Here is a 13,749-nt window from a genome sequence, read left to right as displayed (position 1 = left end):
ATGAAGAAAATCAGAATGCGTAGTTGAAGTTTGTACCAAACAGCCAGGCTTTACCTTCAGAGTCGAAAGTATAGTTGCCTTCTTGCACTGTTACTTTTTGTCCGTGCATGTAAGACACACCGACGTCGATAGAGGCATCGTCATTGAACGCATAAGTTGTACCTGCACTCAACCACAGGCGATCCTGATCCGGAATCGAGATGGAACGCTTGCTTGCTGGAACCGGGCTATCGTCATAAGCAATACCGGTACGGAACGTCCAGCTTTTATCCATATAGTAAGTCGTACCCAATGCAATGCGGTAAGAATCTTTGAAGCCTTCTTCTTTATAGAACAGTGTCTGTCCATTGGAACCTGTTGCTTTCAGCTCCTGGAACTGACTCCAGCTGGTATAGGCCATGCTGTAGTGGATAGCCCACTGTGGTGCAATACGGTTATAACCTGACAATTCCCACATTTCAGGCAGGTTAAGCGTCAGAGAACCCGGGACGGTGGCATTGGTCGTTCCCCATGGGAATGTAGTGCCAGCGCCAGGTATGGCGTTCGCTTGGGTACGGATGCCACTCTTATAATCGCCATCAAAATCAATTTTAACTTCAGAACGGTACGTTAAACCATAACGGTTATTTTTATCCAGTTCGTACAAAATCCCGGCGTTCCAGCCGTAGCCCCATTCGTCCCCTTTCAGGCTGGCAATTTTGTTGCTGACCTTCGGTAATGCAGCCGTTTGCTCACCAGAATAACGTTCAATTTTTGCATCAGCATAAACGGCGTTAAAACCGAGACCGAAGCTCCAGCTATCATTCAGACGGTAGGCACCGCTCAGGTTAAGGTTGACCGTTTTAAGGTCGGTCTTACCGCCGTATTCACCAACGATGTAGCTGTCGTTAAATTCGGTAGCCAGACCATAGTTTGAGGTAACGGAAGCACCCCAACCAAACTGTTCGTTGATAGGCATCACGAAGTGAGCATTGGGAACCCACGCCGTAGGCGCGATGTTGTCCGCATCAGTGCTGCGTCCGGTGTATGGCGATTTACCGGAAATATTAACGTCTGGATCGATATACACCGCACCTGCTGAGAAAGTAGGGCGATCGAACATCATAATCAGTGCCGGGTTACGACTGGCGTTTCCTGCATCATCTGCAATTGCGCCTTCACCCGAATATGCCCGGCCAAGGCCAGAGGAAGAAAATTCGTTTAACTGAAAGCCTGCAGACCAGGCCTGTGTGGAGATAATTGCCACTGCGACTGCGAGAGCAGACTTTGTAAACAGGGTTTTCTGGCTCATGACCATAACCTCATAGATTTATTTTTATACAAACAATGTTACATACCGTAACAGGAGCGCGAAGTGTAGGGTCTGAGGTACGACTTAGAAATCAGACCAGTGGCGTGAGTATAGGTCGGACCAGCTGGAATGTTGCAAGTATGTTTATAAATATTTTCAAATTTGATCAGAGAAACGCGATCCAGCTGGCAAAATTGCGGAGGTGCGCACTCACCTGTTTGGGCGATTTTTGTTTTAGATCATTTTTAAGTGTGATTTCGGTCACTTATCGCATTTCGTACAATTAACGACTGGAGAGGCGAATAATGGGAGCGTAAAATATCCCTATCGTTTATCTGGCACCTCAGGTGCGAATACAGAGGAAATCTACAATGAGTAAATGCAGTGCTGATGAAACCCCGGTTTGCTGCTGTATGGATGTTGGCACCATCATGGACAACTCCGATTGCACCGCGTCCTACAGCCGTGTGTTCGCGAATCGCGCAGAGGCAGAAGAAACACTGGCCGCTCTGACTGAAAAGGCACGTGGCGTGGAATCTGAGCCTTGCCAAATCACTTCGACCTTTACTGAAGTGTCAGAAGGTGTGCGTCTGGATATCGACTTTGTTTTTGCCTGTGAAGCTGAAACGCTGATTTTCCAGCTGGGCCTGCGTTAATCCCCTCTGCAAAAGCCCTTGCTATCTGATAGCAAGGGCTTTTTCGTAACTGTCAGTGATTATTCACTGTGTCTTAGCTCCCACTTTCTTTTCTCCCCGCTTGGCTAAATGTAAAAAATTGGTTAAGACTATGATCAGGTCAGACCACTTATTTTATTTTTTTACAGGGGAGTGTTATGAGTCAGGCTTTACCGCTGGTTACCCGCCAGGGCGACCGTATTGCCATTGTAAGTGGATTGCGTACGCCATTTGCTCGTCAGGCTACCGCGTTTCATGGCATTCCCGCCGTTGATTTAGGAAAGATGGTCGTCGGTGAGCTGCTGGCGCGCAGCGAAATTCCTGCCGATGTGATCGAGCAACTGGTTTTTGGCCAGGTGGTGCAAATGCCTGAAGCACCAAATATTGCTCGTGAAATTGTGCTGGGAACCGGTATGAATGTACATACCGATGCATACAGCGTGAGCAGGGCCTGCGCGACCAGTTTCCAGGCGGTGGCGAATGTCGCGGAAAGCCTGATGGCGGGGTCTATTCGTGCTGGAATTGCGGGTGGTGCGGACTCCTCGTCAGTCTTGCCTATTGGCGTTAGTAAAAAGCTGGCGCGGGTGCTGGTGGATGTCAATAAGGCCCGGACAACCGGTCAACGCCTTAAACTCTTTTCCCGATTGCGCTTACGTGACCTGATGCCTGTGCCGCCGGCCGTCGCCGAGTATTCCACCGGTTTGCGTATGGGGGATACGGCTGAGCAAATGGCCAAAACCTATGGTATTACCCGAGAGCAGCAGGATGCTCTGGCGCACCGCTCTCATCAGCGTGCCGCTCAGGCATGGGCTGAAGGAAAGCTGGCTGATGAGGTAATGACTACCTACGCGCCACCATTTAAAGATCCTTTTTCAGAAGATAACAACATTCGCGGTAACTCTACGCTGGCCGATTACGCCAAACTACGTCCGGCGTTTGACCGCAAGCACGGCACCGTCACCGCGGCAAACAGTACCCCGCTAACGGACGGCGCAGCCGCCGTGATCATGATGACGGAGTCGCGTGCGAAAGAGTTGGGGCTGGTGCCGCTGGGGTACTTGCGTAGTTTTGCTTTTACCGCCATCGATGTCTGGCAGGACATGCTGCTGGGACCGGCGTGGTCAACACCGCTTGCCCTGGAGAGAGCCGGTCTGACGATGGCAGATTTAACCCTGATCGATATGCATGAAGCCTTTGCCGCGCAAACGCTGGCGAATCTTCAGCTGTTGGGTAGCGAACGTTTTGCCCGCGACGTGCTGGGCAGGAGGCATGCCACTGGCGAGGTTGATGACAGTAAATTTAACGTGCTGGGCGGATCGATTGCCTATGGACACCCCTTTGCTGCCACCGGTGCGCGCATGATCACTCAAACCCTCCATGAGCTGCGTCGTCGTGGCGGCGGTTTTGGTTTAGTGACAGCCTGTGCAGCTGGTGGTCTGGGTGCGGCAATGGTTCTGGAGGCGGAATAATGGAAATGACATCGGCTTTTACACTAAACGTACGTCTGGATAACGTTGCTGTTGTCACCATTGATGTGCCCGGAGAGAAAATGAACACCCTGAAAGCAGAGTTTGCTTCTCAGGTGCGGGCCATTCTGAAACAAATCCGCGATAACAAAGCATTGCGTGGTGTGGTGTTTATTTCGGCTAAACCCGATAACTTCATTGCCGGGGCGGATATCAACATGATTGGTAGCTGTCGCAGCGCGCAGGAAGCCGAAACGCTGGCCCGTCAGGGGCAGCAGATGATGGCGGAAATTAATGCTTTACCGATCCCGGTTATCGCCGCGATTCATGGTGCATGCCTCGGCGGTGGCCTGGAGATGGCGCTGGCGTGCCACAACCGTATTTGTACCGATGATGCTAAAACCGTACTGGGTTTACCGGAAGTACAACTTGGCTTGTTGCCCGGCTCCGGTGGTACGCAGCGGCTGCCGCGCCTGATTGGCGTCAGTACCGCACTGGATATGATCCTCACCGGAAAACAATTACGCGCAAAACAGGCGCTGAAAGTTGGTTTAGTGGATGAAGTTGTACCGCATTCCATTTTGCTGGAAGCGGCCGTTGAACTGGCTAAAAAGGACAGTTCTGCGCAACGAACACTGCCCGTAAGAGAGCGAGTGTTGGCGGGGCCGCTGGGGCGGGCACTGTTGTTCCGTATGGCCAGTAAAAAGACGGCGCAAAAAACGCAAGGTAACTACCCTGCAACAGAACGTATCCTTGAGGTCATCGAAACCGGGCTAGCGCAAGGCAGCAGTAGTGGTTACGACGCAGAGGCCCGCGCGTTTGGTGAGCTGGCGATGACATCCCAGTCTCAGGCGCTACGGCACATCTTTTTTGCCAACACCGACGTGAAAAAGGATCCGGGAAGCGATGCGAAGCCCGGTCCGCTGGACAGCGTTGGCATTTTGGGCGGCGGTCTGATGGGGGGCGGTATTGCTTATGTGACGGCCTGTAAAGGCGGCTTGCCTGTGCGCATCAAAGATATAAATGCTAAGGGAATCAATCATGCGCTGAAGTATAGCTGGGATCAGCTTGAAACGAAGGTTCGCCGCCGTCATATCAAAGCCAGCGAACGCGATAAACAACTGGCGCTGATTTCGGGAGCGATCGACTACCGTGGCTTTGCGCATCGCGATTTGATTATTGAAGCCGTGTTTGAAGATCTGTCGCTAAAACAACGGATGGTGGCAGAAGTTGAGCAAAATTGCGCACCTCATACCGTTTTTGCTTCTAACACCTCATCTTTGCCCATTGGCGATATTGCTGCGAATGCTACCAGGCCTGAACAAGTGATTGGTTTACACTTTTTTAGTCCGGTGGAAAAAATGCCGTTGGTTGAAGTGATCCCACATGCCACGACCTCGGAGCAGACGATTGCAACTACCGTTAAGTTAGCGAAAAAACAGGGCAAAACGCCGATAGTGGTCAGAGATAAGGCCGGCTTTTACGTTAACCGCATTTTAGCGCCTTACATTAACGAAGCGATTCGTATGTTGACCGAGGGCGAGCGGGTCGAAACCATAGACGCCGCGCTGGTTAAGTTTGGTTTTCCAGTTGGGCCAATCCAACTTTTGGATGAGGTCGGAATTGATACGGGCACTAAAATTATACCAGTGCTTGAGGCTGCATATGGAGAACGTTTTAGCGCGCCTGCAAATGTTGTTGCTTCAATTTTGAATGACGATCGCAAAGGTAGAAAAAATGGTCGGGGTTTCTATCTTTATGGTGTGAAAGGGCGTAAAAGCAAAAAACAGGTCGACCCTGCAATTTATACGCTTATTGGCGTTCAGGGTCAGGGCCGACTTACCGCTGCACAGGTAGCAGAGCGGTGCGTCATGTTAATGCTCAATGAAGCAGCTCGTTGTTTCGACGAGAAGATAGTCCGTAGCGCACGTGATGGCGACATCGGCGCTGTATTTGGTATTGGTTTTCCGCCATTCCTCGGCGGCCCGTTCCGGTATATAGATTCACTCGGCGCGGGAGAAGTGGTTGCGACTCTGCAACGGCTGACCACGCAATACGGCTCGCGGTTTGCGCCGTGTGAACAGTTATTGCAGATGGCGGCACACAGTGAAAGATTCTGGAATATTGGGGAAACTGACCTGAATTCATGAGGTCAAAGGTAGGATGAATCCGCACTGAATGTATGGCTCGCGCTCAAAATGTAAACAGAGATTGACTATACTTACGCCGTTGAGGTAAAAAACAGCGTTTCATTCGGTGAATGGATAAGGCACAATGCCGGCCACCATATCGTTATCACAGCCAATAGGGGCTGTGAATAAAGGTATTGGTGATTCTGGTTAACAAAAGCGGTGCAATATGCAAGTTTTTATCATGCGTCACGGCGACGCGGCCCTCGATGCCGCCAGTGATTCGGTTCGTCCCTTAACCTCCTGTGGTTGTGACGAATCTCGCCTGATGGCGAACTGGCTGAAAGGTCAAAAAGTGGATATCGAACGTGTTCTGGTGAGCCCGTTCCTACGAGCCGAACAAACGCTGGATGTGGTGGGGGAATGTATGAACCTGCCAACCGGTGTGGATGTTTTGCCGGAGTTGACTCCTTGCGGCGATGTCGGTCTAGTCAGTGCCTATTTACAGGCTCTGGCCAATGAAGGTATCGCCACGGCACTGGTTATCTCTCACTTGCCTTTAGTGGGGTATCTGGTGTCTGAGCTTTGCCCAGGTGAAACACCGCCGATGTTTACCACATCAGCGATTGCCAGCGTAACGCTTGATGAGAGCGGGAAGGGGACTTTTAACTGGCAGATGAGCCCGTGTAACCTGAAAATGGCAAAAGCGATTTAAAAAGGTTGGTATCGGATAAGGTGCAGCCGTCATCCGAAAATGCAAAGAGCCGCAAACGCGGCTCTTTCTGTTTTTCTGCATCACGGAAGTTCGGGCGGTAGCCACTCTTCTACTTCAATTAGCACCAGCAGCGCGGCGTCGCCACCGTACTCTTTCGGTGCCTGATGAAAAGCCATCACGTGCGGATGCTGGGCCAGCCAGAGCGGCGTTTGCTGTTTCAGAATATGTTTTCCGTGGCCATGCATCACGCAGGCGCAAAATACATGCTCACGACGACAGGCGGCAATCAGCGCGCCTAACTCTTGTTTGGCCTGCTGCTGGGTCAGCCCATGCAGATCGAGAAACAGCTCCGGAGAGTAATCGCCACGGCGCATTTTCTTCAGTTCGAAATGGCTGACGTCGGCACGCAGGTATCTTACCGGGCCGTCCGTATTCAGCAGCGGCTGAAACTCATCCGAGAAATAGTGGCTGGCATCAGCTTGCTCCTGTAGCAGCCTTTTAACCGGAACCTCGGCAATTTTTTTACGTGGAGGTCGGTGAACAATGGTGTCCTGTTTAATTTTACGCGTGCCGGTCATCAGCTGGCGAAACAGCGTCTGATCCTCCTCGCTGAGCGATGTTTTCTTTTTCATTCGAGAGTCTCAACTTTTATTTTCCATTAGTTTAACCCGACTCGGCGGGCATCCGATCGCTTAAAACGCAATTTTCGCGCTCAGGCCCTGTGTGAATGCTGATTTATCGCCGTCTTCGTGGCAAACTAGCCGCCGAAATTAATACGAGCATGCCCTGGAGGAATACGTGGATAAAATTTTCGTCGATGAAGCAGTGAGTGAACTGCATACCATTCAGGACATGTTGCGTTGGGCGGTCAGCCGTTTTAGCGCGGCGAACATCTGGTATGGCCATGGCACGGATAACCCATGGGACGAGGCCGTACAACTGGTGCTGCCGTCACTTTATTTGCCGTTGGATATTCCGGAAGACATGCGTACAGCGCGTCTGACCTCCAGCGAGCGTCATCGTATTGTTGAACGCGTGATCCGCCGCGTCAACGAGCGCATTCCGGTTGCTTATCTGACCAACAAAGCCTGGTTCTGCGGGCATGAGTTTTATGTTGATGAGCGCGTGCTGGTTCCGCGTTCACCGATTGGCGAGCTTATCAATAACCGCTTTGCGGGTCTTATTAATGAGCAGCCGCAGCATATCCTCGATATGTGTACCGGCAGCGGTTGTATTGCCATTGCCTGCGCGTATGCCTTCCCGGAAGCCGAAGTTGATGCGGTGGATATCTCCACTGACGCGCTGGCGGTGACCGAACACAATATTGAAGAACACGGCCTGATCCATCACGTCACGCCGATCCGTTCCGATCTGTTCCGCGATCTGCTGAAAGTCCAGTATGACCTGATTGTGACCAACCCGCCGTATGTCGATGCGGAAGATATGTCCGATCTGCCAAACGAATATCGTCACGAACCTGAGCTGGGTCTGGCGTCCGGCAGTGATGGGCTGAAACTTACCCGCCGCATTCTGGGGAACGCCCCAGACTACCTGTCAGATAACGGTATTCTGATTTGTGAAGTCGGAAACAGCATGGTACATCTGATAGAGCAATATCCGGATGTACCGTTCACCTGGCTGGAGTTCGACAACGGCGGTGACGGCGTATTCATGCTGACCAAAGAGCAGTTAGTTGCTGCTCGTGAGCACTTCAGCATTTATAAAGACTAATTACACGCGCACATACACAACACTCATAACGGAGCCGTGATGGCAGGAAACACAATTGGGCAACTCTTTCGCGTAACCACTTTCGGCGAATCACACGGGCTGGCGCTCGGTTGTATTGTCGATGGTGTTCCGCCGGGCATTTCTCTGACAGAAGCTGACCTGCAGCACGATCTCGACAGACGGCGTCCAGGCACATCGCGCTACACTACGCAGCGTCGTGAGCCGGATCAGGTGAAAATCCTCTCCGGGGTGTTCGAGGGCGTTACCACTGGCACCAGCATTGGCCTGCTGATCGAAAATACCGATCAGCGTTCACAGGATTATGGCGCGATTAAGGACGTTTTTCGTCCAGGACACGCCGACTATACCTATGAGCAGAAATATGGCCTGCGCGACTACCGTGGTGGCGGGCGTTCGTCCGCACGTGAAACAGCGATGCGCGTGGCGGCCGGAGCGATTGCCAAAAAATATCTGGCGGAAAAGTTCGGCGTTGAGATTCGCGGTTGCCTGACGCAGATGGGTGATATTCCTTTGGAGATCAAAGACTGGTCCCAGGTGGAACTTAACCCGTTCTTTTGTCCGGACCCGGATAAACTCGAAGCGCTGGACGAACTGATGCGCGGGCTGAAGAAAGAGGGCGATTCCATCGGGGCGAAGGTGACCGTTGTTGCAAGCGGTGTGCCTGCGGGTCTTGGCGAACCTGTATTCGACCGCCTGGATTCCGACATCGCCCATGCGCTGATGAGCATTAACGCCGTTAAGGGCGTTGAGATTGGCGACGGATTTGACGTTGTTGCGCTGCGTGGCAGCCAGAACCGAGATGAAATCACCAAAGAAGGTTTCCAGAGTAACCATGCGGGCGGCATTCTGGGTGGGATCAGCAGCGGGCAACAAATCATTGCTCATATGGCGCTGAAACCGACGTCCAGTATTACCGTTCCAGGGCGCACCATTAACCGCTTTGGTGAAGAAGTCGAAATGATCACTAAAGGTCGTCACGATCCGTGCGTTGGGATCCGCGCCGTACCGATCGCCGAGGCGATGCTGGCGATCGTATTGATGGATCACCTGCTGCGTCAGCGGGCGCAAAATGCGGACGTGAAAACCGATATTCCACGCTGGTAAGAGATGAACAAAACGGCACTTGCGGCGCTGGCTCTGTTTGCCAGTACCGCCTGTCTGGCGGCGACGCCCTGGCAGAAAATTACCCATCCGGTTGCGGGCAGCGCGCAGTCTATCGGCGCGTTTTCCAATGGCTGTATTGTTGGCGCAGATACGCTGCCTGTACAGTCAGAACATTATCAGGTGATGCGCACCGATCAGCGTCGTTACTTTGGCCATCCGGATCTGGTGAGGTTTATCCAGCGTCTGAGTAATCAGGCTAATAGTCAGGGGCTGGGCACGGTGTTAATCGGCGATATGGGTATGCCGGCCGGTGGGCGATTCAATGGCGGTCACGCCAGCCACCAGACGGGACTGGATGTGGATATTTTCCTGCAACTGCCGAAAACGCGCTGGACCCAGTCGCAACTGCTGCGGCCGCAGGCGTTAGATCTGGTCTCACAGGACGGCAAACGTGTTGTGCCATCACTGTGGAAACCGGAGATTTTTAGCCTGGTAAGGCTGGCTGCAAAAGATAATGAAGTAACGCGTATTTTCGTGAATCCGGCGATTAAGCAACAACTTTGTCTGGATGCAGGGACCGACAGGGACTGGTTGCGTAAAGTGCGGCCATGGTTCCAGCATCGTGCGCATATGCACGTGCGGTTACGTTGCCCTGCCGACAGCCTTGAGTGCGAAGATCAACCGTTACCGCCACCGGGTGACGGCTGTGGCGCAGAGCTGCAAAGCTGGTTCGAACCTCCAAAACCTGGAACCACCAAGCCTGAGAAGAAGACACCGCCGCCGTTGCCGCCTTCCTGCCAGGCGCTACTGGACGAGCATGTACTCTAATGGATCATTTTGCCTCTCTGTTTATGGTGTCGCCACTGCTGTTAGGTGTGCTTTTTTTTGTGGCGATGCTGGCAGGTTTTATTGATTCTCTGGCCGGAGGCGGTGGTCTACTCACCATCCCGGCATTGATGGCGGCCGGGATGCCACCAGCGCAAGCGCTGGCGACCAATAAGTTGCAAGCCTGCGGGGGATCTATCTCTTCCTCCCTCTATTTTATTCGTCGTGGCGTGGTTAATCTGGCGGATCAGAAGCTCAATATCTTCATGACGTTTGTCGGATCAATGAGCGGGGCGCTATTGGTTCAGCACGTGCAGTCAGATGTTCTGCGCCAGATCCTGCCGGTTCTGGTTATCTGTATTGGCCTTTACTTTCTGTTGATGCCGAAAGTGGGGGAAGAGGACCGACAGCGTCGATTGCACGGTTTACCTTTCGCGCTGGTGGCGGGAGGCTGCGTCGGTTTTTACGATGGCTTTTTTGGTCCGGCGGCAGGGTCGTTCTACGCGCTGGCCTTTGTCATGCTGTGCGGATACAACCTGGCGAAATCGACGGCCCACGCCAAAGTATTAAATGCCACATCGAATATCGGTGGGCTGTTGCTGTTTGCCCTCGGTGGCAAAGTGATTTGGGCGACAGGTTTTGTGATGCTCATTGGCCAGTTTATTGGCGCACGGATGGGCTCTCGACTGGTGCTCAGCAAAGGACAAAAACTCATTCGGCCAATGATCGTTATTGTCTCTGCCGTGATGAGCGCCAAGCTACTTTATGATAATCATGGACAGGAGATTCTCCACTGGCTGGGGATGAACTAATGAATAATACGCATCACTACGAACAGTTAATTGAGATTTTTAACGGCTGCTTTGCCGATGAATTTAATACCCGTCTGATTAAAGGCGACGACGAACCGATCTATCTTCCTGCGGATGCGGAATTACCGTATCACCGTATCGTTTTTGCGCATGGTTATTACGCCAGTGCTTTACACGAAATTTCACACTGGTGCATCGCCGGTAAAGCCCGTCGTGAGCTGGTCGATTTTGGTTACTGGTACTGCCCGGACGGACGCGACGCGAAGACACAATGCCAGTTTGAAGATGTGGAAGTGAAGCCGCAGGCGTTTGACTGGTTATTTTGCATGGCGGCGGGGTACCCGTTTAACGTCAGTTGCGACAACCTCGAAGGGGACTTTGAACCGGACCGCGTGGTATTCCAGCGCCGTGTTCATGCTCAGGTAATGGAGTACCTGGAAAAGGGGATCCCTGAACGTCCGGCGCGTTTTATTAACGCGTTACAGAATTATTATCACACGCCTGAACTTACGGCGGAACAATTCCCGTGGCCCGAAGCGCTCAACTGAAGCCGCTGCCACGTTTACAATGAGGAAAGAAGATGATCGCGGAGTTTGAATCACGCATTCTGGCATTAATCGACGATATGGTAGAGCACGCCAGCGATGATGAGTTGTTTGCCAGTGGTTATTTGCGTGGGCACCTGACGCTGGCTGTGGCTGAGCTGGATGCTGGCGAGGACCATTCCGCTGAGGCATTGTACGCCAATGTGACCAGCAGCCTGGAAAAAGCCATCAGCGCAGGCGAACTCTCGCCGCGTGACCAGGCGTTAGTGAAAGAGATGTGGGACACTTTATTTCAAAAGGCAACGCAATAATAATTGCAGTGGATTGTGCCGGATGGCGACGCGAAGGCGTCTTATCCGGCCTACGTGGACGGGGATTGTTGGCCTGATAAGCGTAGCGCCATCAGGCAATGATGAGATGGTATCTTATTTCACCGCTTTACCCTTCAATAACTTCCTTACCCACAGACGATTCGGATTCAGCGCAGCCAGCGTGCTGGCATCCATAGGGATAGGTTCATCGCTCATTTGCGATGCCAGAATTTCTGCACATAGCGGGGCAGTACACAGCCCGCGCGAGCCCAGCGCACCCAACATAAATAAATCGGAATAAACCGGGGCGTTTACGGCGTGCTCTCTGTCTTCGGCAAGAGTGGCATACTGGCTGAGCGTGGCGTCATAGTCCGCGACGTTGCCGACCATTGGCATGTGATCGCGCGTGGCGCAGCGCACTCCACAACGGGCGGCATTGCCACTAACGTCTACTTCTTTTGCCCACACGGCATTCGGGAAACAATCTATTAAGCGCTGACGGTTTTGCTGCTGATCGTCAGCACGATACACCGTTTCTTCACTTCCGCGATGATAGCTGGCGCCAATGCAGTGCTGCTGGTTTTGCGGGTTGTGCGGCGTGAGGTAGCCGTCATAGCACAGCACCTGACGCAGCGCTGAAAGCGAAGGCGTAGTAGGAATGTGACTCACCTGACCGCCTACGGAGTACACCGGTAGCGACTGCGTCTGTTCAACGCTGTTAATGTGATGCCCGTTAGCCAGAACTACCGCAGCGTGAGTGGCGGTTGCTCCACTGGCAAACGCCAATTTCCAGTTTTTTGTCTGTCGAGACAGTGAGGCCAGCGTATGTTGATACCGGGTGTGTAATCCCAGCGTTGCGGCATAGTCGAATACGGCGGCGGTTAATTGTGCCGGACACAGCCATCCTCCGGCGGGGTACTGAATCCCGCCGCATCCGGTTTTCACGCCGGTTGTTTGTAAAACCTGCTCTGCGTCAACCCCGACGGCGAGCGCATCGGGCAATTCAAGGGACAGCATTTGGTCGATTTTTTGCTGGCTTTTCTCATCCCACGCCAGTTGCGTCACGCCGCACCAGTCATGCGCGAACTCAACGGGGAGGGCATCATACAGCCGGCGGGCGAAGGTAAACGCGGTGGGGAAAAAGAGATTAATGGCCGCGTCATGCTTGCTCAGTAGCGGATAAAGTGCGCCCTGGCGATTGCCGGATGCCCCCCCGGCTGGGTTATCGTCGGCGCAATAGAGCGTGACCTGCCAGCCGCGGCGCAGTAACGCCAACGACAGCAATGCGCTGGCAATCCCCCCGCCAATAATGGCGGCTTCGCGTTTATCTGTTCCGGTACGTGCAAACCAGGGGGCCGAGGTGGGGAGCGCCAGCGTCTGATCCATGACGCCACAAAGCATTTCTCGTTTGCGACCAAAGCCTTTGCATTTTTGCATCGTAAACCCGGCTTCCTGCAATCCCCGACGCACAAAGCCTGCTGAGGTGAAGGTCGCCAGCGTGCCGCCGGGGCGAGCCAGACGGGCCATTGCGTTAAACAGCGTTGGCGTCCACATATCCGGATTTTTTGCCGGCGCGAAACCGTCCAGAAACCAGGCATCCACTTTTTGATTCAGGGAGTCATCCAGCTTGCTGGTCAGTTCATTAATATCACCAAACCACAGATCCAGCGTGACGCGTCCTTCATCAAGGAGCAGACGATGGCATCCCGCCAGCGGCAGCGGCCATTGCTCTTGTAGCGCCGTGGCCCACGGGGCAAGTTCTGGCCAGTGCTGATGGGCTAAGGTCAGATCTTCACGCGTCAGCGGAAATTTTTCAAAACTGATGAAATGTAATCTTTCCAGGGTAGCGTCAGGGTGGGTATCGCGGAATTCGGCAAATGCCTGCCAGAGTGTCAGGAAGTTAAGTCCGGTGCCAAACCCGCTTTCTGCCACCACGAAGAGGGGACGTGAATGCGCAGGGAATCGCTGGGCGAGATGATTCCCGCCGAGAAAGACGTAACGTGTCTCTTCCAGCCCGTTATCATTAGAAAAATAGACATCGTCAAAATCTCGGGAAACAGGTGTACCCTCAGCGTTGAATTCAAGGTTGGCAGGTTGTATAGCGTATTGTTTCACGTAAGTTACT

At 52.9% G+C, this 13,749-nt stretch carries 13 protein-coding genes; 10 read left to right on the top strand and 3 right to left on the bottom strand.

Annotation, left to right across the window (positions count from 1 at the left end):
- Positions 1–10 precede the first annotated feature (10 nt).
- Positions 11–1,291, bottom strand: a complete 1,281-nt coding sequence (fadL, locus tag SK34_RS04435) for a long-chain fatty acid transporter FadL (protein WP_003028188.1) — start codon at positions 1,289–1,291, stop codon at positions 11–13.
- Positions 1,292–1,662: 371 nt separating this feature from the next.
- Here fadL and SK34_RS04430 point away from each other — a divergent pair, with 371 nt between their 5' ends.
- From SK34_RS04430 to sixA, 4 genes are all read left to right on the top strand, one after another.
- Positions 1,663–1,947, top strand: coding sequence for a YfcZ/YiiS family protein (locus SK34_RS04430; RefSeq protein ID WP_003028186.1), 285 nt, complete (start codon positions 1,663–1,665; stop codon positions 1,945–1,947).
- Between the two features lie 176 nt (positions 1,948–2,123).
- Positions 2,124–3,434 (top strand): acetyl-CoA C-acyltransferase FadI, encoded by a 1,311-nt coding sequence (gene fadI, locus SK34_RS04425; protein WP_016150715.1) that lies wholly within the window; start codon positions 2,124–2,126, stop codon positions 3,432–3,434.
- Positions 3,434–5,581 carry a fatty acid oxidation complex subunit alpha FadJ gene (fadJ, locus tag SK34_RS04420; RefSeq protein ID WP_048232457.1) on the top strand — a complete coding sequence of 716 codons (2,148 nt, stop codon included), beginning with the start codon at positions 3,434–3,436 and terminating at the stop codon, positions 5,579–5,581. The genes fadI and fadJ overlap by 1 nt, the downstream gene beginning before the upstream one ends.
- 208 nt (positions 5,582–5,789) lie before the next feature.
- Positions 5,790–6,275, top strand: a complete 486-nt coding sequence (sixA, locus tag SK34_RS04415) for a phosphohistidine phosphatase SixA (RefSeq protein WP_003028179.1) — start codon at positions 5,790–5,792, stop codon at positions 6,273–6,275.
- A gap of 80 nt (positions 6,276–6,355) precedes the next feature.
- On the opposite strand, the gene smrB is transcribed toward sixA, so the two are convergent.
- Positions 6,356–6,907, bottom strand: a complete 552-nt coding sequence (gene smrB / locus SK34_RS04410; protein ID WP_003839296.1) for an endonuclease SmrB — start codon at positions 6,905–6,907, stop codon at positions 6,356–6,358.
- 166 nt (positions 6,908–7,073) lie between these two features.
- Here smrB and prmB point away from each other — a divergent pair, with 166 nt between their 5' ends.
- Genes prmB through SK34_RS04380 form a run of 6 tightly spaced genes read left to right on the top strand, consistent with a single transcriptional unit; the run spans position 7,074 to position 11,624 of the window.
- Positions 7,074–8,006 (top strand): 50S ribosomal protein L3 N(5)-glutamine methyltransferase, encoded by a 933-nt coding sequence (gene prmB / locus SK34_RS04405; RefSeq protein WP_003028173.1) that lies wholly within the window; start codon positions 7,074–7,076, stop codon positions 8,004–8,006.
- 39 nt (positions 8,007–8,045) lie between these two features.
- Positions 8,046–9,131: a chorismate synthase gene (aroC, locus tag SK34_RS04400; RefSeq protein ID WP_044701213.1), complete on the top strand. Its 1,086-nt coding sequence runs from the start codon at positions 8,046–8,048 to the stop codon at positions 9,129–9,131.
- 3 nt (positions 9,132–9,134) lie between these two features.
- The gene (mepA, locus tag SK34_RS04395; protein ID WP_048232455.1) at positions 9,135–9,959 is read left to right on the top strand and encodes a penicillin-insensitive murein endopeptidase; all 825 of its coding nucleotides are present in this window, start codon (positions 9,135–9,137) and stop codon (positions 9,957–9,959) included.
- Positions 9,959–10,768, top strand: a complete 810-nt coding sequence (locus SK34_RS04390) for a sulfite exporter TauE/SafE family protein (protein ID WP_003028167.1) — start codon at positions 9,959–9,961, stop codon at positions 10,766–10,768. The genes mepA and SK34_RS04390 overlap by 1 nt, the downstream gene beginning before the upstream one ends.
- Positions 10,768–11,316: an elongation factor P hydroxylase gene (locus tag SK34_RS04385; protein WP_003834819.1), complete on the top strand. Its 549-nt coding sequence runs from the start codon at positions 10,768–10,770 to the stop codon at positions 11,314–11,316. Before SK34_RS04390 ends, SK34_RS04385 begins: the two co-directional genes overlap by 1 nt.
- A 32-nt stretch (positions 11,317–11,348) precedes the next feature.
- Positions 11,349–11,624, top strand: a complete 276-nt coding sequence (locus tag SK34_RS04380) for a YfcL family protein (RefSeq protein WP_003028163.1) — start codon at positions 11,349–11,351, stop codon at positions 11,622–11,624.
- Positions 11,625–11,738: 114 nt separating this feature from the next.
- Here SK34_RS04380 and mnmC read toward each other — a convergent pair whose 3' ends face one another.
- Positions 11,739–13,739 carry a bifunctional tRNA (5-methylaminomethyl-2-thiouridine)(34)-methyltransferase MnmC2/FAD-dependent 5-carboxymethylaminomethyl-2-thiouridine(34) oxidoreductase MnmC1 gene (mnmC, locus tag SK34_RS04375; RefSeq protein WP_048232453.1) on the bottom strand — a complete coding sequence of 667 codons (2,001 nt, stop codon included), beginning with the start codon at positions 13,737–13,739 and terminating at the stop codon, positions 11,739–11,741.
- Positions 13,740–13,749 lie beyond the last annotated feature (10 nt).

This window comes from Citrobacter sp. MGH104, assembly GCF_001034485.1.
GTDB lineage: Bacteria > Pseudomonadota > Gammaproteobacteria > Enterobacterales > Enterobacteriaceae > Citrobacter > Citrobacter freundii.
The sequence above is the reverse complement of the archived record's forward strand: the minus strand, read 5'-3'. Positions and strand labels throughout refer to the sequence as shown.